Raw genomic sequence first — 24,026 nt, 5'->3', positions numbered from 1 at the left:
TGCAGCGCACGCCTTGCGGGGTCGAGTTCAGGAGCGGCAATGCGATTGACACATTTTCATCATATGTATAATCTTCTGGAAGCTCGATTCATGCGACGGCGTTGTCGCGATGGAAGGGCGGGTCCTCGAGGGGATCAAATGAAGAAAGGACCAACAATGAAGCTGGGACCTATCGCCGCACTGACAGCCGCAGTCCTCGTCGCGCTCGGCGTTGTCGCTGGACCTGCGCCGTCTGCAAGTGCGGCATCCACGACGATTTATGCGTCGCCGAACGGGACGGGCACGGTGTGTTCGTCCGTTTCGCCATGTTCGATCCTTCAGGCTCAGACGGCTGTCCGATCGGCTCTGGGCTCATCGAGCGGAGATGTGACCGTGCTGTTGGCGGGCGGTACGTACCGTGTCGCATCCCCTCTCAACTTCGGGGCACCGGATGGGGGTGCGCCTGGCCGTCTTGTCACCTGGCAGAACCAGAGCAGCAGCACCCCGATCATCACCGGCGCGACTCCCGTGAGCGGCTGGAAGAAGTTCGACGAAGCGAACAACATCTACGTCGCTGATACGCCCATCGGGGTTGATACGCGACAACTGTATGTCGACGGACTGCGAGCCCCGCGTGCATCGATTCCGGTCAGTAAGGCCGACATCACTCTCACCGCCACAGGGTTCACGATAAACAACTCGGCTCTGAGCTACCTCAGCACTCTTCCCCAGCAGGATCGAATCGAGTTGAACGGCACCGGAGCGTGGACGGACCGCTACAGCCGGGTGTCCTCGATCACCGGTACAACGGTGACGATGGCGCAGCCGGGTTGGGATAACAACACATGGGGTTGGGACACCCTGCAGAACGGTTTCCATGGCCCGACCCTCACGCTGGGCAATTCTCTGAACTTCGTGCGGACCGCGGGGCAGTGGCACATCGATCCGGCGGCCGGGAAGCTCTATTACAAGCCGGCCGATGGAGTGGACCCGGCATCACTGGATGTGGAACTTCCTCGCCTGCAGTCGCTCGTTCATATCGGAGGTACTTACGCCGCTCCCGTGTCGAACTTGACGTTCCAGGGCATTCAGTTCTCGGGAACAACGTGGCTTGGTCCCTCGAGTGCCGATGGCTACGCGAACCAGCAGAACGGAACCTTCTCCAAGGGCGCCTACGCCTACCGGCCCGCTAATGCGTTCGCCGCCTGCAACCGGGGCTGCGCTGCTTTCGAGCGCTCCCGTAACACATGGTTCCAGCAGCCCGCGGCGGTGCAAGTCTCGGCGGCAAGCCAGGTCGCGTTCCTGAAGAACACGTTCACGGCACTCGGCCAGACCGGTCTCGGTATCGGAATGGATGCGAATGCCCACTCCACCGGAGTCGGACTGGGCACATCTCACATCACGGTCTCGGCCAACACCTTCACCCAGCTCGCCGGAAGTGGTGTGGTGGTTGGCGGCATTCGCGAAGACGCCCACCATCCGTCGGATCCGCGCATGATCGTGCGGGACATTCTTATTCAGAACAACACCATCACGAAGGTCGGCCAGGACTACAAGGACAACTCCGGCATTCTCACCACCTATGTGACCAATGCCCGCATCCTGCAGAACGAAGTCGCGGACGTGCCGTACGACGGCATCGACACCGGTTGGGGTTGGGGGGTCAACGATCCGGGAGGATCGACTGACTATCGCAACCGCGGCTACTACGAGTTCAATCCGCAGTATTCGACCAAGACGACTCTGGCCAACAACGTCGTAGCGTACAACCTCGTGCACGGGACGAAGAAGGGGTTCAGTGACGGAGGCTCGATCTACAACCTCTCGGCGAGCCCGGGCACGGTCTACCGCAACAACTACATCTATGACCTGCAGTCAACGATCGGCCTGTATCTCGACGAAGGCTCCCGATATATGTCGGCACGGTACAACGTCATCGAGGATGCCGGTGCGTGGATCTTCGCCAATACCAATGGAAATCAGGGGCCGAACGACACGAAGGACAACAACGCCGACAACAATTACCACAACAAGGGCGATGTGTGGGGCCTCTTCGACTCCACGACCAACAACACGGTCACCAATGATCAACCAGTCTCCGGATCGTGGCCGGTGACTGCCCGGGTCATCATGTGCGAGGCGGGCGTCGCACCGGGGCTGCGTACCCCCGTGAACGCCAATTTCTCTGCCAACGGCTACCCGTCGTGCGGCGCAGGAGGGTCACACGTGGCTGCTCCCTACAAGACGACTGCGACATCGGCTTCGTCGTCGTACTTCGCTCAGGAAGGGGGCGATCAATTTTCGATCTCCGCCGCAGGAGCTGACGTATGGCGTGGTGGAACACAGACAGACGACGCCTTCGGGGCGATCTACCAAGATGAGGTCGTCCGATCAGGCACAACACTCTCGGCACGGGTAGATTCGCAAAACGACACCAACTCGTGGGCGAAGACCGGTCTCATGATCCGCAACGACATGACCCGGCCTGGTTCCTCGCCCGGATACGCCATCCTCGCGGTCACCCCGTCCAATGGTGTCGTATTGGAGTGGGACTCGAACGCCGACGGTTACCTAGACAAGGAATCCAAGGTCGCCGTCGAGACGCAGCGTCCGATCTCGCTCCGTCTCGTGCGAACGGGTGCGCAGGTTACGGCGTCCTACTCGCTCGACGGAGTCTCGTACCGCCAGGTCGGTTCAGCGGTCACGTTGACGGGGATCGCGACAGCAGCTGACGGCGGCATCTTCAGCACGTCGCACGATGCGACACGGGCTGCGACGAACTTCGTCAGCGATCTGCAGATCATTACCGGAGTCGATGCTCCTCTGTCCTCCTTCATGACAGGTGGTGGCGAGGCTACGCGTAACGGAACGCAACTCCTTCTCGGCGCAAACGGTGACGACGTCTTCAAGGGAGGAGCTCAGTTTGACGATGCCTACGGCGCCGTCTACATTCCCGGCGCCCTCGCCACCGGAAAATCCGTGACAAGCAAGGTGGTAGCGCAAGGGGACACCAACGCCTGGGCCAAGTCCGGTCTGATGGTCAAGAATTCGATCGCCAGTCCTGGCTCTTCCCCCGGCTACGCGGTCCTGGCGGTGACTCCGGCAAACGGTGTTGTCCTCGAGTGGGACTCCGACGCAGACGGATACATCGACTCCGAATCCAAAGTCGCAGTGACGACCAGCCGACCCATCTGGCTGAAGCTGACTCGGTCAGGAAGTCAGATCTCCGGTTCCTACTCCACAGATGGGACCACGTTCGTAGCGGTCGGCGACCCGGTCACGCTTCCCGGGATCGCCGCTACTCCGGATACCGGCGTCTTCTCGACCTCTCACGACCCCTCGCGATTCGGCCTGAATGAGTTCACCGTCCCCATCGTGCAGTAGGAGCTGTGAACAAGCCTCGGGCGCGGCTGCCAGGTCGCGTCCGAGGCTTCGTCGCGCAGGAAGGCACGCCTATACCACTGACGGAGTATCTTTCGTCGAGATGAGCAGGGGTGGAGTCATGCGCGCAGACACCCGGTCTCACCCGATGGTGTGTGAGGGGCTAGGGCGTGTCTGACAATTGCTTCGCGCTGGTGTTCGCGATTCTCGGATGTGCAGTTCGAGCAGTCGGTGGACAGTCCGGAGTCCTGCGGCCATGTACTGAGTGAAACGACTCTCAGGAAGGCGATACTCATGAACGATCTCGACCTGGACGCGCGGATTCGAGATGCCGCGCCTCATCTAGCAAGCGTCGCTGGGCTCGCCGGTCACGGCGCGCGAATCCTCCGGGAGGCGCGTGCCCGTCGCGTCCGACGGCTGCGGGTGTGGGGTGCGAGCGCTGCGGCATCCGTGGTCCTCGTCGGTGGGAGTTCGGTTGCGATGGCAGGCGGGGGCAACGAAACCCCGTGGGGCTGGGTTGCTGACAATGTGTTCTCCATCGAGCGCACCGAGGGTTCGGCGTGTTTCCAGGGCCTACTGGTCAAGTGGAACGGCTTGGCCGAGGACGATCCGATTGTTGTGGATGCGAAGGCAATTGTCTCCGGGATCGATCTTGAGTCACTCGACACCACCGCGAAGGAAGCCGAGCTGACCGCAGAGTATGCAGATTCAAGGAATGTCGAGGGAGAGCCGGCGCCAATCGTTGTGAGCGCCGACCAACTGAAACAGGATGCGGTCTTCCAGATGGTCGGGGATGAGCTGTGGGACCGACTCGACGAACGAGGTCACGAGATGTGGCCCGGACACGAGGTCAGCCTGTCGGCGCAGGGGACGGACTGCAGATGAGTCGGTCCAGCGCCGACGCGGTGTTCGAATCGACCGTGCACGCGAACGAGAACGATCTCCTTCGCTACTTCCAACGTCGGCTACCCAACAACGCCGACGCGGCAGATGCCTTCGGCGAATTGCTGCTCATCGCCTGGAAGCTGCGACGGCGCGTGCCGTCGGATCCCACTGGCGCGCGCATGTGGCTGTTCGCGACCGCCCGCAACGTTCTCCGAGACTCACGCCGGACGCTGGCAAGGCGCTCAGCCGCCGTCGACCGGCTGAAGAGCTACATTCATACTCTCGCCGCGCCAGCATGGGATGACTCGGCGATGGAGGTACGCGATGCGCTCAACCGCCTGCCTGAAGATGACGCCGAACTCATCCGGCTGACCTATTGGGAAGGCTTGCGGTCCCACGAGGTAGCGGAGGTCCTGAGGATCAACCCCTCCACCGTCCGTTCACGCTTGTCACGAGCGAAGGACCAACTGCGAGCAGCACTTGGAGATCCCGAGAGCGACAGGGAGGAGCACATAAGTGTACGAACCGCGTCCGTCTGATATCAGCCTGCCGCCCACTCAACAGATCGACGTCACAGTCCCTCAACCGAACGTCGCGGCCCGTGCAACGCCGCCCCTCACGTCCGGGGCGGCGGGCCTGACAACTGCCGACTCCAGGCGATGACGGTGTTGAGGACCACTGCAGCGCGGTAGATCACAGTGTGTTTGTCGTAGCGGGTGGACAGCCCTCGCCACTGCTTGATGCGGCAGAAGCGGCGCTCGATGACGTTCCGATTTTTATAGTCCACAGCGTCCAGGTCGACAGGCCGGCCCCCGCGGGACCCTCGTCGTTTGCGGTGACCCTTCTGGTCGTCGGGCTCGGGGATGACAGCCTTGATGCCGCGTGTGCGGAGGTGTCCGCGGATGGCGCGAGACGAATACGCTTTGTCGCCGCGCACCGCGTCTGGCCGTTTCCGCGGTCGCCCGACATCGCGGGCGACACGCAGCTGCGCCATCAGCGGCATGAACATGGGCGAGTCGGCAGCCTGCCCGGGGCTGATAAGCGTCACCAGCGGTAAGCCATTGCCGTCAACGAGTTGATGAATCTTTGTCGACAACCCGCCGCGGGAGCGGCCGATTCCGTGGTCAGGCGGCTCGATCCGCGGATTCGTGTAGTTCGGTCCAGCCCCCTGTGGTGCGCGTGGTGTTCGTCGCGTGCTGGTGTGCGCGAGCAATTGTGGAGTCCACCGACAAGGACCAGTCGACCAGTCCTGCCGCGTCCGCCGTGGCGGTCAGCTTGGCGTGAACCACGTCCCACGTACCGTCGGTCGCCATCCGCTGGTGCCAGGTCCATACTGTCTGCCACGGTCCGAACACGTCGGGAAGATCCCGCCACGCGATTCCGCACCGGTAGCGGTAGACGATGCCCTCGACCATCAGTCGTGCATCCGAGAACGGACGCCCCTTGCGTCCCGTCGGGCGCGGAAGCATCCCCTCGATCAGCGACACTGAGAATCAGAAAGCACCGGATACCGCGACACGCTCTCAGACTCTCAGGGAGCCAGCGACCCATTTGTCAGACACGCCCTAGTTGCCACACGGAGTCGTGATGGACGTCATCTCAAGTGATACTCATCACGCGCCACGCCGACAGCTCTTCCGTTCAGGTATTACATATGATCTAATAGACTCAGCCCGCCCAGGAGGCGGTCCTTTCACGTCAATGACGCCGATTCGAAAAGGACTCTCATGAAGTCACAGCACCCCCGCCCGCGCCGGACCCTCTTCCGGATCGTTGCATTGAGCGCGACAACCCTCGCTGCAGCCGGACTTCTCACGGCTTGCAGCGGTGGATCTGCCGGTGGCACCGACGAGTACGGATTCACTGCCGTCGAGCAGGACTCCTCCGCAGAGATCACTGTCTGGGTCGACGCCGCTCGCGAGCCGATCGCGAAAGCGTTCCAAGAGGCGAACCCTGACACGGGGATCAAGATCGAGACCTACGACGGCAGCGCCGGCGGCAGCGACTCGTTCAAGACCAAGGTGGCTCTCTTCGACCAGTCGGGCGAAGGATGGCCGGACGTGGTCTTCTCCACCCAGCAGAACGACACGGCCTGGGCCGGTGTCGAGCAGAACGGGATGCAGCCGTTCGCCGCAGTCCTCAACAAGGGGCTGATGTCAGAGGAGTTCCTCGACGGATTCACTCCAGGAGCTCTTGACCCGATGACCCGCGACGGGAACGTCTACGGTGTGCGCAACGATCTGGCTCCCGTCGTCTACTGGTACAACGAGACGCTCATGTCGGAGTTCGGCTACGAGATCCCCACCACGTGGGAGGACTACCGCGACCTGAGTGACAAAGTCGCAGCCGAACACCCCGGCTACATCCTGGGATCGGTCGGCGATTCGTTCACGGGCCCGTACACCTACTACTGGAGCGGTCAGGCGCCGGTATTCCAGGTCGACGGAGATTCCTTCTCGAGTGACTTCGAGGACGAGCACTCTCAAAAAGTCACCGAGATGATCGACCACATGCTCGATAACGGCACCCTGGTCCAGGACAGCGTGTTCGGCGCCGACTTCGTCACCAAGTACAGCGACAAGCTGCTCGGAACACCGGGACCCGCCTGGTACTCCGGCGCCATCTTCCAGAACCCTGACAGCCTGAACGCCGCGCCCGGAACGATCGGCGCTGCGGCACCCCTGGTCTGGGAAGGCGAGGATGCGGTCACGGGCAATGTGGGCGGTGGTGTCTGGTACGGCTCGAGCCACTCCAAGAATCTGGAAGCTGTGGCAGCCTTCCTCGAGTATGTCAGCAGCTCGGACGACGCAGCGGAGCTTGCTACCGGCCTCCCGGCGTACGCCTCCACAGCAGAGGCCTGGCTCGAGAAGCAGGCAGCTTCCGGCTATTTCGCCGGTGACTTCTCGACCGCCATTACGCAGGCAGCGGAGAGCGTGTGGGATGGCTGGGGGTACCCGTCCTTCAGCCCTGAGACCGCGTTCTCCTCAGTTGTGATTCCGGGTCTCGCCGCCGGAAAATCCCTGAGCGAACTCACTCCCGCGTTGCAGGCCGAGTACGAAAACGAAGCCCAGGTGCAGGGCTACTCGGTCAAGTAGCCGACGCTCATCACCCGCCAGTTCACCCGAGCAAAGGAAAAGCTCATTTCTGTCTCCCTCGACAGGCCCGTCGCCGCCCGCCCCAGCGGGCGGCGACCGGAGCCCCGCACCCGCTCTCGTAGACCGGATCGGACGCAGGCACGCATCGGCTACACCTTCGTCTCCGGCTACACCGTTCTGCTCATCGCCTTCGGCATTCTGCCGACGCTCTACACCGTGTACCTCGCATTCACGGCAGATGGGACGTTTGCGGGTGTCCAGAACTTCATCCAGGTGTTCGGCGACTACCGCTTCCTGCCTGCCGTCGCGAACGTCGCAATCTACCTCATCTTCTATCTGCTATCACTGCTGGTATTCGTGGTCCTTCTCGCGCTGGTCGTTCACTCCCTGGGCAACAGGTGGCTCTCGAGCGGCTTCCGCTTCGTCTACTACATTCCCGGCGCCTTGGCGGGAGCCTCCAGCGTCATGCTCTGGCTCTTCCTGCTCGACCCCTCGGTCAGTCCCGTCGCCTTCCTGCTGCGTGCTTTCGGGTTGGAAACGTTCGTTCAGACCGTGTCGGTCGAGAATCTGCCCGTCATCTTCACCGTGGTCGCGTTCTGGACGGGAGCCGGGGGGTGGATCGTGATCATGTACGGGGCGCTCAACAACATCTCCGCGGACGTCTTGGAAGCAGCCCGCATCGACGGGGCCGGCCGAGTGCAGACCGCCTGGCACATCCAAATTCCCCTTCTTCGTAAGTGGATCTCGTACATGGCAGTGATGTCGCTCGCAGCAGGGACACAGCTGTTCGTGGAACCGCGCGTGTTGTCGCAGGCGTCGAAGGGCGTCGTGCCACCCGACTACTCCATCAATCAGCTGGCGTATCTGTATGCGTTCCGGCAGGGCGACTTCAACGGCTCGGCCGCGATTTCGCTACTCCTGCTTGTCGTGGCGGCAGCGCTGTCGGCCATCTTCGTCTTCCGAGGAGGACTCTTTGAACGCGACTGATTCCACCACGACGCGGCAGACACGAACTGCCGAGCGCCTAGAGAGCCGCACGCTCAGCCCGGCTACATGGATCGGTCGAGTATTCATGATCGCCGTGCTCGTGGTCTTCGCCCTCTTCTTCGTGGTGCCGATCGTCTGGCTGCTGCTCGCCCCGACGAAAACCTCGGGAGAGCTCCTGCTCAACGCGCCCTTCAGCGTCGGAAGTCTTGAAGCTCTCATCGCCAACTGGAACTCACTCACTGCTTTCCAGGGCGGAGTCGTATGGACGTGGCTCGGCAATTCCGTTCTCTACAGCGGGGTAGCGCTCGTGGTGACGCTGCTCGTCAGCATCCCTGCCGGCTATGCTCTCGCGCTGACCGAGTTTCGAGGACGCAAGGCACTGCTCATGATCACCCTCGTGGTGATGCTCATCCCGAATACGGCGCTGGTGTTGCCGATCTTCCTGGAACTCTCTGCGGTGCGCCTGATCGGAAACCCGCTCGCGGTGATCCTGCCCTTCTCGTTCTTCCCCTTCGGCGTGTATCTGACGTACATCTACTTCTCGACCAGCATTTCGAAGGACCTTCTCGACGCCGCACGCATCGACGGCGCTGGAGAGGTGCGTGTATTCGTGAAGATCGCGATGCCACTCGCCACTCCCGTCATCGCGCTGGTCGGTTTCTTCAACCTCGTGGGGAACTGGAACAACTATTTCCTCCCCTTCGTCACCGCACCGGGCCGGAAGTCCCCGATCCAGGTCGGACTCGTCGAACTCCTCTCCAATGTGCCGCTGTTCAACCCGACCAGTTCCGCATCGGTCACGATCAGCCTTCCCGTGCTCGCCCTGGCGACCATCGTCTCCGTGGCACCGGTCTTGGTGATCTTCCTCTTCTCTCAACGATTCCTGGTGAGCGGGATGACCGCAGGCGGGACGAAAGAATGACAGAGACGACGGTGCGACCACCGCGGCGCTTCGGCATGGCCGCACGGCTAAGGCCAGACAAGCGAGACGAGTACCTGCAGCTCCATCGTGACGTCTGGTCGCATGTGGAGACGGTGATCTCTGCCTGCGGGATTCGCAATTACACGATCTTCGAACTCGACGGCGTCCTTCTGGCGTACTTCGAATATGTCGGCGACGACTTCGAAGCAGACCAGCGGACCATGGCCGCTGACGAGATCACACGGCGATGGTGGGCAGAGACCGGCCCGTGCCAGCTGCCATTCCGAGCCGATTCCTCCGCACAGAACTGGGAGGAGTTCGATGAGATCTGGCACCTCGATTGACGACGTGATGGGCCTGGGAACGAGATCTGTCGGCAGGGTCACGGTGACCGAACTCGGCTTCGGCGCCGCACAACTGGGAAACCTCGGACGCCGGATCGATGATGTCGAGGCCAAAGCTGCAGTAGACGCAGCATGGAGTGCGGGTATCCGGTACTTCGACACAGCGCCGCACTACGGGCTAGGGCTGTCGGAGCGCCGTCTCGGCGAGGCGCTCGCGACTCGGCCTCGGAACGAGTACATCGTGTCGTCGAAGGTCGGCCGGATTCTTCTTCCGACGCCAGAGCGCGCCGCTGCCGGTGAGACGGACAGTGCCGACGGGTTCATCGTTCCGGCGAGCCACACACGACACTGGGACTTCTCTCGCGACGGGATCCTTCGCTCAGTCGAGGAGAGCCTCACCCGACTGCAGCTGGACCGGTTGGACATCGCCTACCTGCACGATCCGGATTCCCACTGGGAGCAGGCCTCGACCGCCGGCATTTCGGCGCTCATCGAGCTCCGCGATCAAGGAGTCGTGGGCGCGATCGGTGCGGGGATGAACCAAGCCGGGATGCTCGCCAGGTTCGTCCGCGAGTGCGATGTGGATGTCGTCATGGTCGCCGGCCGCCTCACGCTTCTCGACCGGACAGCGGAAGAAGAGCTGCTGCCTCTTGCCGCCGAACGCAACGTCGCCGTGGTAGCGGCTGCGGTCTACAATTCGGGCCTTCTCAGCGCGCGATTCGTCCCCGATGATGCCAGCTTCGACTACCGACAGGCGCCCACTGAGCTCATTCAGAGCGCTCGCTCTTTTTCGGAGGTATGCGAAGCAGCGGGGTGGGAGTTGCCGGACGCAGCGGTCAGGTTCCCGCTGAGAGATCCCGCGGTGGTATCCGTTGTGGTCGGTATGCGGACGCCAGAGCATGTCAACGCCGCCGTCCGCAGGCACGCCGCGCGCATTCCGGAGGACGTCTGGAAGCAGCTGAGCGCGCCAAGCACAGCCCCACACTCCCAATTCAATGCACAGTCAGGTTCGGCAGCACCATGAAGATCACCGGATACCGTACGCTCCGCACCCATCGAAACTGGGGGCGCCCCGTCGGCGACGTCAACGGGTTCATCGCCTCGGGAATCACTGAAGTGTCCGTCCTCATCCTCGAGACCGATGTGGGCCTCGAAGGGGTCGGCATCGGCTCGGACCACGGTGTCGCAGAACTGTTTCCCGCCATCGAAGGTCGGGACCCGCGGGCTGTCGTCAGTCTGTATGACTCGCTGCTCGCGCGCTCCTTCAAGGCCGGTCACATCGGAGCGACGTTCGGCGGTATCGCCATCCTCGATTCCGCGCTCTGGGACCTCAAGGCGAAAGCAGCCGACCAGCCGCTGTGGCGGTTGCTCGGTGCGGAGGACCGGTTCGTTCCCGGCTACGCCTCCGGCCTCGACATCGCTCTCGACGATGAGGCGTTGGTCGCTTTCTACCAGGAGATGGCGCAGCGCGGTTTCACCGCGGGCAAACTGAAAGGCGGACGAGACGCCGAAACGGACATTCGGCGGCTACTGCTGATGCGGGATGCACTGGGGGAGCGGACGAGACGACCGGCACTCATGCTCGACGCCAATGAGTCATGGCACCTGAAGCAGGCCGTGCGCTATGTGACAGAGGTTGAACAGGCTGTCGATCTGACGTGGATCGAGGAGCCCCTGCGTCGCTGGGACGTGGAGGGACACAAACGCCTCTCCGCGCAGGTGCGCGCGAGTGTGGCCACAGGCGAGAATCTCACCGGTCTGGAGCAATTTCGTGCGCTCCTCGCACAAGGAGCCGCCGACATCCTCCAGACGGGAGCTGTCTGGGGAATCACGCACTTCCTTCGCGTGGCCGGAGCAGCCCTCGCCCATGACGTACCGGTGAGCCCGGTCGGTCTCACCGCCAATCCTGCCGTCGCCCACGCGGCAGCAGCTACGCCGAACCACCTCTCTGCGGAGGTTCAGGATCTGGGCGCTCCTTTCGGCGTCACCGTGGATCAGGAGTACGACGGCGGCGGAATCGTGTTGGGAGATCACATCGGCGCCGGCATCACCATTGACGAAGCGCTGATCCGAACCGAGGATTCCCATGGCAACTGGCGAGAAGCGGCGGGGCCCCACGTTCGGCCAGCAAGAGCCGGATTCGCGCTGACCTTCCCTTCGCCCCTCGCAACCGATTCCGAAGCCCGGAACTAGACTGCACACGATGACTGACGCACTGCCTCCCCCTCGCTCAGAACAGATATTCCCTGGAACCGCTCGTGAGCGAGCCGGTCGTCTGGGTGTCATGGTCGTTCACGACATCGTCACCGCGATCGTCACAGGCACGCTGCCGGAGAAGGCGCTGCTGCCCATCGAAGCGGAACTCAGCGTTCATTTCGGCGTCAGTCGTACCGTCATCCGCGAGGCCATCCGCAGCATCGAAGAAAAAGGCATGATCACCGTCGTCCGCAAGAGCGGCACGACAGTGCGCCACCGCGACCACTGGAACCTTCTCGACCCCGTCGTCCTTCAGGTGATGCTCGAGAACGACGCAACGCTCGGCGTGCTCGATGACCTGGCAATCGTTCGAAGCTCGCTCGAAGGGGCCATGGCCGCCGCGACCGCGCAACGACGAACACCCGACGAGATCGCCGAGCTCGAAGCAGCGCTTGATGCGATGGGGGCGACGGTCGATGACGTCGAGAAGTTTGCGGACGCGGACGGGGACTTCCACGCCGCTGTCATGTCCTTCTCGCACATCCCGCTCGCTGAGGGCATCACGAAGACCTTGTACTCGCGTGCCAGGCAGAGCGCGAGGTTCACGCGCAACGCGACTCGCGCCGCATTCGAGGCGACGCTAGAAGAGCATGAGCGGGTGCTCGATGCCATCCGGGACGGGGACAGGGAGCACGCCGAGGCGGCGATGCGCTATCACATCCTCGAAGCGTGGGAGCGTCGCCGACCCCCGACTGAGCGAAAGCCGTAGCGCCCTCGTCGTCACGATACCGGGTGGGTGATATCGGCGTCGTCGATGGGCGTCGGGGCGATGGTCGGATCCGTTGCTGTGGGTAAACCTCGTCGGATCAGCTCTGACGCCTGTGATCGGGGCTGGGAGGGCGGGTAGCCTGAGCGGATGCCCGAGATACCGCCTTTCAGCCCCACGATCGCGTTGCTCGCCGTCGCTGCGGGTTGGCAGGAGTCATTTGCTGACGCGTTGAAGCCGCTGGGTCTGACGTCGCGAAAATACGCGCTGCTCGGACACATCCGCGTCACTCCGGGCATCTCCTTCAGCGAGCTGGCACGCCGGTCCCGCATCACGGCGCCGAGCGCCCACATCGCGGTCGCCGCGTTGAAGGATGCCGGATTGGTCGACGATGCCACGGCCCGCGCCGGCGCTGCCTCGCATCTGGAGGTCACCGATCAGGGTAGGCAGCTCCTGGAGGATGCCGCGGCGAGGATCGCCGTGCTCGACGAGATATTCGCTGCAAGGCATCCGCAACTCACCGACGCTCTCCGCGCCCACATGATCGCGACGTTTGCGGGAACGGACAACCTTTAGGTAAACTAAAGGAGTGGAAAATGTCCTACTGTCCGTGCACGTTGTCGCGGGTATCCTCTTCATCGGTCCCGTCGCCGTCACCGCGAGTCTTTTTCCGCGGTTCGCCCTCTCGGCATCGACCGCGGATGCTGCAGCAGGCGGGCTCGATGCGGCGAAGCTGCTGCATCGGGTCACGCGCACCTACGGCATTCTGGCGCTGAGCGTTCCTCTGGTCGGCCTGGCTCTTGCCGCCGTGCAGGGAAGGCTCGGCGAGATATGGATCACCGCCGCGATGGTGCTCACCGCCGTCGCGGGCGCCCTGCTCGTGCTGAGGATCGTACCCGCGCAGCGTGATGCCCTCGGCTCCGCGCTCGATCGCCGTGCACTCACGAATCTGCGTGTGATGGCGGGGGGCTTCAACCTGCTGTGGGTCATTGTCGTCGTGCTCATGATCGTTCGGCCGGGTGCAGAATGAGACCCCTGCTGCGCGCCCTCGACGTGCTCTCCGTGCTCGAGCTTCTGAGCATCGCCGTTCTGCTTGTCAACCTGTTCCTCGTGCATGCCGACGGGGTGGCCCCGGCGATCGGTCCGATTCACGGTGCGCTTTACCTCGCAGTCGGGGTGACGGCACTGTTCGGGCGCGATCTTCTGCTGCGGACTCGTCTGATGGCGCTGATCCCTGTTCTCGGCGGGTTCCTCACGCTCATCAACGTGCGCACGGAGAATCGGCGGTGACGCCTGCCCGGCACTTCTTCCGCCGACCACGCGCGGTCAGCGCTTTGGAGGCGCGGGCGCTCGTGGAGAACGGTGCCCTCATCGTCGACGTGCGGCGTGCGCAGGAGTGGCGGCGGCATCACATCCCGAGGTCGGTGCTGATCCCGTTGGTGCAACTCGAGGAACGTGCCGATGAACTGCCCGAGGACCGGCTGCTCATCACGTTCTGCACGGGCGGCATGTTGTCGAGCGGTGCGGCGAACATGCTCGTGGAGCTCGGCTACGACGCGGTCAACATGAGCCGGGGCCTCATCGACTGGCGTGCAGCCGGAGGCGAACTCATCGCTGGGGAGTAAGCCTGCACGATGGGTCGCTGCTCCGCTGGCGCGAGATGGAACCCTTCCTCACGACGCGCTGGCACGCGCGCCGTCGCCCTCGACAAGGTCGTCGTGGGTCGAGCGCTTCCGATCTGGCCGGAGCGCTGATCGCGGAGTGCCGAAGGGTCCGGCGATCGTGTGATCGCCGGACCCTTCGAGGTATGTTCAGAACGCGTCGGGGTGCGCTGCGCGCGCGATCTTCTCGATCGCGGCGGCATTCGTCGGGCCGACGTACACGCCGTCGGAGACGGTGACGTAGTTGTTGTTCTTCGCGGCATCCCACTGCGGGTACTCAGCGAAGAGCGCGGCGGCTTCGGCGTCGAGATCCTCACCCGGCATGAACCCACCGACGACAAGAACGTCGACGTCTGCCGTGGCCAGGTGCTCCGCGTCAATGGTTGACGTGAATGTCAGGTCGCTGTCCTGGAACGACCCGACGACACCGGCCCGGTTTAGGACGTCGTCGAAGATGCCGCCGAGGAAGACCGCGGGCATGCCGTTGGTCGTCATCATCGACATGCTCGGGAAGACGATGAGGCCGGTCGGCGTCTCCTTGCCTTTCACCGCAGACGACACTGCGTCGATCTGAGAACGGAGTTCGCTGACGAGCGCTTCAGCCTCGGCCTGGCGATCGAAGACGTTGCCGACGAGGTTGAGGAACCCGAACGACGATTCGACGGTCGCGTTGTCGAAGGCGGAGAGTTCCTCTTCCGTAGCGTCTTCCTTACCCATGGCGCAGTTCGCAGGATTGACGATCGTGTTGATGCCTTCGGCAGCGAGTTCGTCGCGGGATGCCTGGCCGTTGGCCGAGTCGAAACCGCCTGACGTTGTCGCGATCACCAGGTCGGGCTTGAGGGCGAGTAACTGCTCGGCCGGGATCTCGAAGCTCCCGGCCATGTCCAGATCGCCCGTGGGAAGCGCGTCGATCTGCGCGACCAGTTCCGGCTGATCGGACATGCCGTAGTTCTGCATGTTCGCGAGGATGGTGTCGTCGAGCCCGAGCAGAAGGAGGGACTCGACCTCGGCGACGGAGGCGCCGTTCATGAGCACCACGCGCTCGGGCCTTTCCGAGAAGGTCTGCTCGAAGCCGCAGTTGTCGATGGTGAGGGGATACTCCGTGCTCCCGCCTGTCAGGGTGGTTCCGTCGACGGTCGGCGCTTCGGTCTTGGTCGCATCGGACGGGCCGGCTGCGCACCCGGCCAGGACGCTGAGAACGACGAGAGACGTGAGCGCGGTCGCAGCTCGGGTTTTCGTGATGTGCATCGGACGAACCTTCCTGGGTGTCAAGTGGCTTAACTCTACAATACGTAGTGTTAAAGATCCGCCCGGCAAGCTCGAATGCCGCCATTAACTCTACGTACCGTAGAATACGACTGAGCCGTGCATCCCAATCCCGTCCTCCGGTCGGTAGGCGTGAGCCGCTCGTCCTTGCCCTGACGGCCCGGTCTCCCGTTCGCCGCCTCATTCTCTCCAGGCCCAGGAGGCCGCATGTCTGCCGTCGATACTGGTCCGATCAAGATTCCGGCCGCCACGTCAGGGATGATCCCGCGCTCTGACATGCGTGTGATCTGGCTGCTGCTGGTGGCAGCGTTCGTCTCGATCCTCAACGAAACCACGATGGGGATCGCGATCCCGGACCTCAACACCGACCTCGGCATCCCGCCCGAGTTGGGGCAGTGGTTGACGAGCGCGTTCATGCTGACCATGGCCGTTGTCATCCCGACGACCGGATTCATCCTGCAGCGGTTCACGACCCGCCAGGTCTTCATCGCCGCGATGATCGCCTTCTCGCTGGGCACCCTGGTGGCGCTTGTCGCCCCTGGCTTCACGATGCTCCTCGTCGGACGCGTGATCCAGGCGGCCGGCACCGGTGTGATGATCCCGCTGCTGATGACGACCATCATGAACGTCGTGCCCCCGCAGTCGCGCGGACGAATGATGGGCCGTGTCGGCCTGGTCATCTCGCTCGCTCCCGCGATCGGCCCGACGCTCGCCGGCGCGGTACTCGAGCTGGCCAACTGGCGTGCACTGTTCGCGATCATCCTGCCGATCGCGCTGATCGCGCTCGCCATGGGGGCGAAGTGGATGACGAACCTCGGCGAGACCCGCAGGGTTCCGCTCGACGTGCTCTCGATTCCGCTCGCCGCGCTCGGCTTCGGCGGCCTCGTGTTCGGCCTGAGCCAGTTCGGTGGCGAGGGCGGATCGGGCGAAAACGCCGGCATCCTCTCGCTCCTCGTCGGCGGCGTGTCGCTCGGCCTGTTCGTCTGGCGTCAGCTCCTGCTGCAGCGCAAGGACGACGCGCTGCTCGACCTGCGTGTCTTCCGTTCGGGGAACTTCACTCTCGCGGTGATCATCGTGACCATCCTCGCGCTGTCGATGTTCGGCACGCTGACCCTCCTTCCGCAGTATCTGCAGAACGTCGCCGGGCTCAATCCGCTTCAGTCGGGTCTGGTCCTGTTGCCCGGTTCTCTGCTGATGGGCCTGCTCGGACCGTTCACGGGGCGCATCTATGATGCACGCGGCACCCGCATACTGCTGATCCCCGGCACGATCCTCGTGACGGCCGCGCTGTTCTATTACTCGACCGTCGGTGAGCACACGGTGTGGTGGGTGCTCATCATCGTGCAGGCGGTGATGTCGGTCGGGCTCGCGATGTCGTTCACCCCGCTGTTCTCCGCCTCGCTGGGGTCCCTCCCCCGCCCGCTGTATTCGCACGGCACCGCGGTGCTGAACACGCTGCAGCAGGTCGGCGGTGCGGCCGGAGTCGCAGTGATGCTGGTGACATACTCGTCGATCCTGCACGCAGGTGAGAGCGACGGTCTCACGGCCGCCACGGCAGGAGCGCCGGGAGCACGCGCGGCGTTCCTGATCGCCGCACTCATCTCCCTCGCGACCATCGCTCTCAGCCCCTTCGTGCGCAGACCCGCGGACGACGCCGGCGGAGAGCTCGTCCTGCCTTCGCACCCGTGACGCTCTCGGAGACGGCACCCGTTCGCGGCCGCCGACCTCGCATCGCCGCAGTGGTGCCCTTGTCGCTGTGGGTGATCGTGATGGCTACCGTGATCCTGGTCGCTGCAGTGGTCGCCGTCTGCATCGGGAGCGTCAACGTCAGTATCGATCGCGTGATCGGGGTGGTGTGGGCGAATGTGACCGGCGACTCCGGCGCAGTCGATTCGATCGATCAGAGGATCGTCTGGGAGCTGCGCGTCCCGCGGGTGCTGATGGCGGGCGTCGTCGGGGCCGCGCTTGCACTGGCCGGCGCAGCTCTGCAGGGTCTGCTTCGGAATCCGCTGGCGGATCCGTACATCGTCGGTGTCTCGTCAGGAGCGTCGCTCGGTGCGGTGCTGGTGATGACCTTCGGTTCGGGTGTGCTCTTCGGACTCACCACTCCGGCGGCGGCGTTCGTCGGCGCACTGGTCATCCTCGTGCTCGTCTTCGCGTTCGCCCAGCGATCGGGCTCCTTCACCGATATGCGACTCGTGCTCTCGGGTGTCGCGCTGGGATACGTCGCCATGGCGGGAACCAGCTTCGTTCAGCTGCAGGCCGAGCCAGGGCAGGTGCGCGGGATCCTCTTCTGGATGATGGGGAGCGTCGCGGGAGCGAGATGGGACGGTCTCCTGCTGCCCACTGTCGTCATGGTCATCGCCGGCGCCTGGCTGCTGAGCCAGGCGCGAGGGTTGAACGCGCTGGCGCTGGGCGACGACGACGCGGTGGCGGTCGGCGTGAATCTGCGCCGTTTCCGACTCGGACTCCTCGTCGTCGCCGCACTCCTCACGGCCGTGACCGTCGCGGTCGCGGGCGGCGTCGGCTTCGTCGGTCTGATCATTCCGCATGCCGTGCGCATGATCGTCGGGGCGGACTACCGGCGGTTGCTCCCGGTTGCCGCGCTCGCGGGGGCGATCTTCCTGATCGCCGTCGACCTGGTGGCCCGTACCGTGGGCAGCCCGAACGAGTATCCGCTGACGATCTTCACCGCGCTCGTGGGAGGACCCTTCTTCCTCTGGCTGATGAGATCATCGGAGGGCCGCACATGAAGATCACGATCACGGACCTCGACCTCAGTGTCGGCGGCGCGCGCCTCATCGAGGAACTCTCGCTCGAGGTCGCTTCGGGTGAATTCGTCGCGATCGTCGGTCCGAACGGTTCGGGAAAGTCCACGCTCCTGCGCGCGATGTATCGCGCGCTCAAGCCGGATGCCGGCTGCATCCTCATCGGGAGCGTGAACGTCTGGGATGTCGCGCCACGGCGGGCTGCGCAGCTGCGCGCGGTGGTGACGCAGCATCAGACGAGCAATGACAGCATGCTGGTTCGCGACATCGTCGCGACCGGGCGTCATGCCCACCAGTCCTGGTATCGCGGTGAGACGAAAGCTGACCGCGACCATGCTGACGCCGCACTGGTGAGATGCGGGGCCGCGCACATGGCCGACCGCAAGTACGCCACGCTCTCCGGGGGTGAGCGGCAGCGGGTGCTCCTCGCGCGGGCTCTTACTCAGGATGCGCCGGTTCTGATGCTCGACGAGCCAACGAACCACCTCGACATCACGGCGCAGCACGATCTGCTGAGCCTTCTGGAATCCGTCGATCTCACGCGCGTGGTCGTTCTGCACGATCTCAATCACGCGGTCGCCCATGCCGATCGGATCATCGTGATGCATGAGGGGCGCATCAAGGCGGCCGGTATCCCGTCCGAGACACTGACATCGGAGCTGACGCGAGAGGTCTTCGCCGTCGACTCGCGACTCATCGAGCATCCGATCACCGGGCGGCCGCATCTGCTCACTGCGCCGATGCGTTGACCCGCATGTGTGCGGAGGTGCGAAGTGGAGAGACGGCTGACTCAAGTACGCGCATCGAAGCGATGGCGGTAACTGGACGGTGTGCTGCCGAATGCGGCCATGAAGTTCTGACGCAACGTGATGGGACTTCCGAATCCGCAGGATGCCGCGATCTGATCGATCGAGAGGCTCGTGACCTCGAGGAGCCGTCGTGCTTCATCAAGCCGTCGAGATCGGACCCACGCAGCGGGGGTGGAGCCGGTTGAATCGCGGAAGGCGCGCACGAAGGAGCGGCGACTCATGTGCGCGGCGGCGGCGAGTCTCTCGACGGTGAGCTCGTCATCGAGGTGCGCGAGAGCCCAGGTGCGTGCTTTCGCGATCGGGTCATCCGCCTCGCGAACCGCGATCGGACGTTCGATGTACTGGGCCTGCCCGCCCTCGCGGTGGGGTGCAACCACCAGGCTGCGAGCAACACGATTCGCCGCGTCGGAGCCGAGCCTCTGGCGGACCACATGCAGGCATGCGTCGAGGCCCGAGGCGGTGCCTGCCGAGGTCAGAACATCGCCGTGATCGATGTAGAGCACATCGGCATCGATGTCGATCTCCGGGTGCCGCTCGGCGAGATTGCCCAGCGAATGCCAGTGCGTAACCGCGCTTCGGTCTCGAAGAAGGCCGATATCGGCGACTGCGATCGCGCCAAGGCAGAGGCCGGCGACGACGGTGCCGTCGGCATGCGCGGCGAGGACGGCTTTGCGAAGAGCAGTACTCGGCAAGCGCCCGTCATCCACCCACGACGGGATGACGATCAGATCGGCATCCGTCACCGCGGACAGCGCCTGAATGCCGCCGATCGAATAGCCCTCGGCGGTGCGGATGGATCCGCCCCGCTCGGAGAAGAGGACGGATGACCACTCGCCAAGACCCAGCCGGGCGACCTCGTCGAAGACCATCTGCGGCACGGAGAGATGGAACATCGTCACGCCGGTGAAAGCGTATATCGCGATCCTCATCTTGTTCCTCTCGGGTGACCCGTTCTCATCGTATATTGGCTCATGAGCCAACGGCGTACCATACCCCACGGGGTATATTGTCGGGACATGGCTACTCAAACGATCACCGCGACGAACTTCGATGAGACCCTGGACGGCGGGGGGATCGTCCTGCTCGACTTCTGGGCGGAGTGGTGCGGTCCGTGTCGCATGTTCGGGCCGATCTTCGAGGCTGCGTCCGAGAAGCACCCCGACATCGTGTTCGGCAAGGTCGACACCGAGGTGGAGCGAGAACTCGCCTCCGGTTTTCAGATCACCTCCATTCCCACGCTGATGGCATTCCGTGACGGAATCTTGGTGTTCTCGCAGCCGGGCGCGCTGCCGGCGGCCGGTCTGCAGCAGGTCGTCGATGCGGTCCAGGGACTCGACATGGATGATGTGAGGGCGCAGATCGCCGCGCAGTCGGACGCATCCACGTGAGGATCGTCGTCATCGGGGGTGTCGCAGGCGGTATGAGTTGCGCGGCGCGAGCCCGTCGTCTCGACGAGTCTGCGGAGATCGTCGTGCTCGAGCGCGGCGCGAATGTATCGTTCGCGAACTGCGGACTTCCCTATTTCGTGGGAGGTGAGATCGAGGACGAGGGCTCGCTGCTGGTGCAGACGCCGGAGATGCTGCGTGCGTCGTTGAACCTCGATGTGCGCACGGGGCACGACGTGGTGGGTGTGGATGCAGACGCGCAGACGCTCGTCGTGCGCACCTCCGCGGGTGAGGAGCCCATCGGATATGACGCCCTGGTCCTGGCGCCGGGCGCGCGAGCAGTGAGCCCGGACATCTCCGGCATCGACTCGCCGCGGGTGCGGACGCTGCGCAGCGTCGAGGATGCCGTGCACCTGCGCGCACACCTCGAGGCAGGCGTAAGGCGAGCCGTCGTCCTCGGGGCCGGATTCATCGGCGTCGAAGCGGCAGAGGCATTGGCGCTGCAGGGCGTCGAGACCACTCTGATCCAGCTCGCCGACCAGGTGCTCACGCCGGTCGATACCGAGTTCGGCTGGCTGGCAGCGGAAGAGCTGCGCCGGTTGGGTGTGGATGTGCGAACAGGGGTCGCCGCCGAGGCGATCCTCGCCGGCGAGGATGCCGACGTCATCACCCTGTCGGACGGCACGGAGGTGAGCGCCGAACTCGTCGTGCTCTCGATCGGAGTCCGGCCCGATACCGCTGTCTTCGAAGCTGCGGGGGTCGCCTGCGAGCGCGGCGCGATGATCGTCGATGAACACGGACGCACGTCCGTGCCGCGGGTCTGGGCTGTGGGGGATGCCGTGCTGAGCCAGGATCCCGTGACCGGCGTCCGCCGACCGGTGGCGCTCGCCGGACCAGCCAATCGTGCGGGGCGCCTGGTGGCCGACGCCATCCTCCGCCCCGAAGGTGCGCGGCCGATGCCAGCACCGCTGGGAACAGCCGTCGTCCGGGTCGGCCGATTGACGGTCGCATTGACCGGCGCGAGCCGCGCATCGCTGTCTCGCGCGGGGATCGACTTTCGGACGATCAGTCTGCATCCGAATCAGCACGCCGGATACTTTCCCGGAGCCGCTCCGGTCCACCTGAACGTGCACTTCAGCGAAGAGGACGGGCGGATTCTCGGCGCGCAGGCGTGCGGAACCGACGGCGTCGATAAGAGGATCGATGTGCTGGCGACAGCGCTTCGGGCAGGCATGTCGGTGGACGATCTGATCGATCTGGATCTTGCGTACTCCCCGCCGTACGGTCAGGCGAAGGATCCTGTGAACCTCGCGGGCATGCTCGGCGCCAACGTTCTCGACGGCACGATGCGACTGTGGGATGCGCAGGATCTCGACCTCGTGCGGGAGACGTCTCTCGTCCTTGACGTGAGACGTGACACCGAAGTCGCGGAGGGCATGATCCCCGAAGCGCTTCACATCCCGCATACGCAGCTGCGTGAGCGTCTGGGGGAGGTGCGCCTGGCCGCGGCCGGCAGGCCGGTACGGGTGCTGTGCGCGTCCGGCGTCCGATCGGCGATCGCGCACCGGATCCTCGCTCAGTCGGGGTTCGATTCCGCATCGCTCTCCGGGGGAATGACGACGCTCCGCATGGTGCTCGCGGACCGAGCAGATCAGGTGCTGACAAAGCGGGGATCGTCACGTGATGTCTGATCGATCCGCGCGTGTGGTCTGCCGCGCGACACGGGGCGAGCGGCTCGCCTACCTCGCTGCTGCCGTCTTCATCGCCGCGTTCGCCGCGTCGATGTTCCCATCTTCGGCGGTGGTCGCGGTCATGGCAGGACTGATCGCGATCGCGGTCGCGGCCATGGCGGCCACGGGCCGTTGCGCCTCCTCTTGGGTGCAGCAGGCCGAGCATTCACCGACGAGTGCGCACCCGCTGACGGGCCAGGCCGATCTTCCTGTTCCACTGCCAGAGAAGGAGAGAAATTCCGATGGATAGCGCAGATCTCGACGCGCAGCGGCGCGTCGTCAACCGGCTCCGCCGGGCAAGAGGGCAGCTGGACGCCGTGATCGCCGCGGTGGAGACGGAGGCGTCGTGCCGCGACATCGTGACGCAGTTGGCCGCGGTGACGCACGCACTCAACAGGGCCGGCTTCGTCATCGTTGCGGCGGCGCTGCAGGAGTGCGTCGGGCGCGATGACGACGCCGAGGGGCCGACCGTGGATGAGCTCGAGAAGGTCTTCCTCAGCCTCGCGTGACGCCTCGTCCACCCACCCACCCCCTATGAGAGGACCTCGCTCATGTGTAGAGCAGTCACATGCAAGACCTGTGGCAAGACGACCTGGGCCGGTTGCGGCCAGCACGTCGCGGATGTCATGCGTCACGTGCCGTCCGCTCAGCGTTGCAGCGGACACGAGAAGGTTCCAGCGACAGGGTTCTTCGGGCGTCTGTTCGGCCGGTGATCCATGGTCGCGCCGGTGAAGGATACCGGCGCGACCATCGGGCAGGCGTGATCAGGAATGCCGGGAGTCGCCCGCACCGTAGTGATCGGCGATCAGCTCGAGGGTGGTGGACCTGGCTCCCACGCCGTGGCTGCCGGTGACCAGCATCAACTCGTCGGCATCGGTGATCGAGTGGAGTTCCTCCAGCTGAGCGGAAACTTCTGCCGCAGTGCCGTGGAACGTGCGATCCGTCCAGTCCTCGAGGAACTGTCGTTGTGCGGCGGACGACGGGTGGTCACGCACGGCATCCGGGGAAGGCAGCGCGAACGTCTCGCCCTGGAACATTCGCATCATCCCCATCGCGTTGGTCGTCGATTCTCGACGGGCCCGCGCCGGGTCTTCTTCAGCGATGGCGCCGACGCTGACGATGGCGTACGGCTCGCTCAGCGCACGCGAGGGTCGGAAGCGCTGGCGGTAGATGCGCAGGGCGTTGACGACGTCGGGGCTACCGAACTGCAGCGCGAAGGCGTAGGGACGCCCGAGTGCAGCGGCGAGTTGCGCCGAGTAGAGCGACGATCCCAGAATCCACAGTTCGGGCGGCAGGGCCGGCGCGTCGGTGGCGTTCTGCTGTTCCTGCCACGGGCCCGGAACCGCATGCACGTTCACAGGCGCAGCGGTGGGATCGTTGTTCAGGAAGGCGATCAGTTCCTGCACCTGCTGCGGGAACTCCTCGTTGGCGGATCCGTGGCGCCGCAACGCCGCGGCTGTGGTGTGGTCAGTGCCGGGTGCCCGCCCTACGCCGAGATCGATGCGCCCAGGAGCCAGGGCCTCGAGCATGCCGAACTGCTCGGCGACCAGCAGCGGTGCATGGTTGGGCAGCATGACTCCTCCTGCGCCGAGGCGAATCCGGTGCGTCTCGCCGACCAGGCGCGCGGCCATGAGTGGGGGCGAGGCGATCGATGCTCCGGGCATCGCATGGTGTTCGGACATCCAGAACCGTGCGTAACCGCGCGCATCCGCGATGCGCGCGGCAGTGATCACCTCATCAAGCACGATGGCGGCGGAGGAGCCGACACCGGTGAGGCCGCCGTCGAGAACCGACAGGGCGAACGGGGCAGTTCCGAATGACTCTGGATAAAACACGAGGGACCTCCAAAAGT

General features: G+C 64.3%; 24 protein-coding genes and 1 pseudogene. 21 read left to right on the top strand and 4 right to left on the bottom strand.

What is annotated here, in order from left to right; translation table 11 throughout:
• Window positions 1-156: 156 nt before the first annotated feature.
• From IXW21_RS14640 to IXW21_RS14630, 3 genes are all read left to right on the top strand, one after another.
• Window positions 157-3,363, top strand: coding sequence for a right-handed parallel beta-helix repeat-containing protein (locus tag IXW21_RS14640; RefSeq protein ID WP_194764984.1), 3,207 nt, complete (start codon window positions 157-159; stop codon window positions 3,361-3,363).
• Between the two features lie 291 nt (window positions 3,364-3,654).
• Window positions 3,655-4,245: a hypothetical protein gene (locus IXW21_RS14635; protein ID WP_194764983.1), complete on the top strand. Its 591-nt coding sequence runs from the start codon at window positions 3,655-3,657 to the stop codon at window positions 4,243-4,245.
• Window positions 4,242-4,784, top strand: coding sequence for an RNA polymerase sigma factor (locus IXW21_RS14630; protein WP_194764982.1), 543 nt, complete (start codon window positions 4,242-4,244; stop codon window positions 4,782-4,784). The genes IXW21_RS14635 and IXW21_RS14630 overlap by 4 nt, the downstream gene beginning before the upstream one ends.
• 77 nt (window positions 4,785-4,861) lie before the next feature.
• Here IXW21_RS14630 and IXW21_RS14625 read toward each other — a convergent pair.
• Window positions 4,862-5,764, bottom strand: a pseudogene (locus IXW21_RS14625) (IS5 family transposase).
• Between the two features lie 259 nt (window positions 5,765-6,023).
• Here IXW21_RS14625 and IXW21_RS14620 point away from each other — a divergent pair.
• The 11 genes from IXW21_RS14620 to IXW21_RS14570 all read left to right on the top strand — a co-directional run bounded on the left by IXW21_RS14620 (window position 6,024) and on the right by IXW21_RS14570 (window position 14,180).
• On the top strand, window positions 6,024-7,340 hold the full coding sequence (locus IXW21_RS14620; RefSeq protein WP_228528585.1) for an ABC transporter substrate-binding protein: 1,317 nt from the start codon (window positions 6,024-6,026) through the stop codon (window positions 7,338-7,340).
• Window positions 7,341-7,556: 216 nt separating this feature from the next.
• Window positions 7,557-8,327, top strand: a complete 771-nt coding sequence (locus IXW21_RS14615) for a sugar ABC transporter permease (protein WP_323742265.1) — start codon at window positions 7,557-7,559, stop codon at window positions 8,325-8,327.
• A gap of 85 nt (window positions 8,328-8,412) precedes the next feature.
• Window positions 8,413-9,249 (top strand): carbohydrate ABC transporter permease, encoded by an 837-nt coding sequence (locus IXW21_RS14610; protein WP_194764980.1) that lies wholly within the window; start codon window positions 8,413-8,415, stop codon window positions 9,247-9,249.
• Entirely contained in the window at window positions 9,246-9,593 is a 348-nt protein-coding gene (locus IXW21_RS14605) for an L-rhamnose mutarotase (protein ID WP_194764979.1), read from the top strand. The genes IXW21_RS14610 and IXW21_RS14605 overlap by 4 nt, the downstream gene beginning before the upstream one ends.
• Window positions 9,571-10,617, top strand: coding sequence for an aldo/keto reductase (locus IXW21_RS14600; RefSeq protein WP_228528584.1), 1,047 nt, complete (start codon window positions 9,571-9,573; stop codon window positions 10,615-10,617). The genes IXW21_RS14605 and IXW21_RS14600 overlap by 23 nt, the downstream gene beginning before the upstream one ends.
• Window positions 10,614-11,786, top strand: coding sequence for a mandelate racemase/muconate lactonizing enzyme family protein (locus IXW21_RS14595; protein ID WP_194764978.1), 1,173 nt, complete (start codon window positions 10,614-10,616; stop codon window positions 11,784-11,786). Before IXW21_RS14600 ends, IXW21_RS14595 begins: the two co-directional genes overlap by 4 nt.
• A gap of 91 nt (window positions 11,787-11,877) precedes the next feature.
• A complete protein-coding gene (locus tag IXW21_RS14590) occupies window positions 11,878-12,558 on the top strand; it encodes a FadR/GntR family transcriptional regulator (protein ID WP_228528583.1) in 681 nt (226 codons plus the stop codon).
• Between the two features lie 147 nt (window positions 12,559-12,705).
• Window positions 12,706-13,131 (top strand): MarR family winged helix-turn-helix transcriptional regulator, encoded by a 426-nt coding sequence (locus IXW21_RS14585; RefSeq protein WP_091030087.1) that lies wholly within the window; start codon window positions 12,706-12,708, stop codon window positions 13,129-13,131.
• A gap of 13 nt (window positions 13,132-13,144) precedes the next feature.
• The gene (locus IXW21_RS14580) at window positions 13,145-13,585 is read left to right on the top strand and encodes a hypothetical protein (protein ID WP_194764976.1); all 441 of its coding nucleotides are present in this window, start codon (window positions 13,145-13,147) and stop codon (window positions 13,583-13,585) included.
• Window positions 13,582-13,845 (top strand): hypothetical protein, encoded by a 264-nt coding sequence (locus IXW21_RS14575; RefSeq protein WP_194764975.1) that lies wholly within the window; start codon window positions 13,582-13,584, stop codon window positions 13,843-13,845. Before IXW21_RS14580 ends, IXW21_RS14575 begins: the two co-directional genes overlap by 4 nt.
• Window positions 13,842-14,180: a rhodanese-like domain-containing protein gene (locus IXW21_RS14570; protein WP_091030078.1), complete on the top strand. Its 339-nt coding sequence runs from the start codon at window positions 13,842-13,844 to the stop codon at window positions 14,178-14,180. The genes IXW21_RS14575 and IXW21_RS14570 overlap by 4 nt, the downstream gene beginning before the upstream one ends.
• A gap of 186 nt (window positions 14,181-14,366) precedes the next feature.
• On the opposite strand, the gene IXW21_RS14565 is transcribed toward IXW21_RS14570, so the two are convergent.
• Complete coding sequence (locus IXW21_RS14565) at window positions 14,367-15,464, bottom strand: ABC transporter substrate-binding protein (protein ID WP_194764974.1); 1,098 nt, start codon at window positions 15,462-15,464, stop codon at window positions 14,367-14,369.
• A 225-nt stretch (window positions 15,465-15,689) separates the two neighbouring features.
• Between IXW21_RS14565 and IXW21_RS14560 the strand changes: the two genes are divergently transcribed.
• From IXW21_RS14560 to IXW21_RS14550, 3 genes are all read left to right on the top strand, one after another.
• Entirely contained in the window at window positions 15,690-17,171 is a 1,482-nt protein-coding gene (locus IXW21_RS14560) for an MDR family MFS transporter (protein ID WP_194764973.1), read from the top strand.
• Between the two features lie 80 nt (window positions 17,172-17,251).
• Window positions 17,252-18,235 (top strand): FecCD family ABC transporter permease, encoded by a 984-nt coding sequence (locus IXW21_RS14555; protein WP_194764972.1) that lies wholly within the window; start codon window positions 17,252-17,254, stop codon window positions 18,233-18,235.
• Window positions 18,232-18,999 (top strand): ABC transporter ATP-binding protein, encoded by a 768-nt coding sequence (locus tag IXW21_RS14550; protein ID WP_194764971.1) that lies wholly within the window; start codon window positions 18,232-18,234, stop codon window positions 18,997-18,999. Before IXW21_RS14555 ends, IXW21_RS14550 begins: the two co-directional genes overlap by 4 nt.
• A gap of 41 nt (window positions 19,000-19,040) precedes the next feature.
• On the opposite strand, the gene IXW21_RS14545 is transcribed toward IXW21_RS14550, so the two are convergent.
• Window positions 19,041-19,988, bottom strand: coding sequence for a GlxA family transcriptional regulator (locus IXW21_RS14545; RefSeq protein WP_194764970.1), 948 nt, complete (start codon window positions 19,986-19,988; stop codon window positions 19,041-19,043).
• Between the two features lie 87 nt (window positions 19,989-20,075).
• Between IXW21_RS14545 and trxA the strand changes: the two genes are divergently transcribed.
• From trxA to IXW21_RS14525, 4 genes are read left to right on the top strand one after another with little or no spacing between them, the layout of a single operon-like run.
• On the top strand, window positions 20,076-20,447 hold the full coding sequence (gene trxA, locus IXW21_RS14540; RefSeq protein ID WP_194764969.1) for a thioredoxin: 372 nt from the start codon (window positions 20,076-20,078) through the stop codon (window positions 20,445-20,447).
• Entirely contained in the window at window positions 20,444-22,135 is a 1,692-nt protein-coding gene (locus tag IXW21_RS14535) for an FAD-dependent oxidoreductase (RefSeq protein ID WP_194764968.1), read from the top strand. Before trxA ends, IXW21_RS14535 begins: the two co-directional genes overlap by 4 nt.
• Window positions 22,128-22,424 carry a hypothetical protein gene (locus tag IXW21_RS14530; protein WP_194764967.1) on the top strand — a complete coding sequence of 99 codons (297 nt, stop codon included), beginning with the start codon at window positions 22,128-22,130 and terminating at the stop codon, window positions 22,422-22,424. Before IXW21_RS14535 ends, IXW21_RS14530 begins: the two co-directional genes overlap by 8 nt.
• Window positions 22,417-22,683, top strand: a complete 267-nt coding sequence (locus IXW21_RS14525) for a metal-sensitive transcriptional regulator (RefSeq protein WP_091030047.1) — start codon at window positions 22,417-22,419, stop codon at window positions 22,681-22,683. Before IXW21_RS14530 ends, IXW21_RS14525 begins: the two co-directional genes overlap by 8 nt.
• Before the next feature lie 255 nt (window positions 22,684-22,938).
• Here IXW21_RS14525 and IXW21_RS14520 read toward each other — a convergent pair whose 3' ends face one another.
• The gene (locus tag IXW21_RS14520) at window positions 22,939-24,009 is read right to left on the bottom strand and encodes an LLM class flavin-dependent oxidoreductase (protein WP_194764966.1); all 1,071 of its coding nucleotides are present in this window, start codon (window positions 24,007-24,009) and stop codon (window positions 22,939-22,941) included.
• Window positions 24,010-24,026: the final 17 nt, after the last annotated feature.

Source organism: Microbacterium sp. UFMG61, from assembly GCF_015354505.1.
In the GTDB taxonomy this organism is placed as follows: Bacteria; Actinomycetota; Actinomycetes; order Actinomycetales; family Microbacteriaceae; genus Microbacterium.
This window is presented reverse-complemented; position numbering and strand designations above follow the sequence as displayed.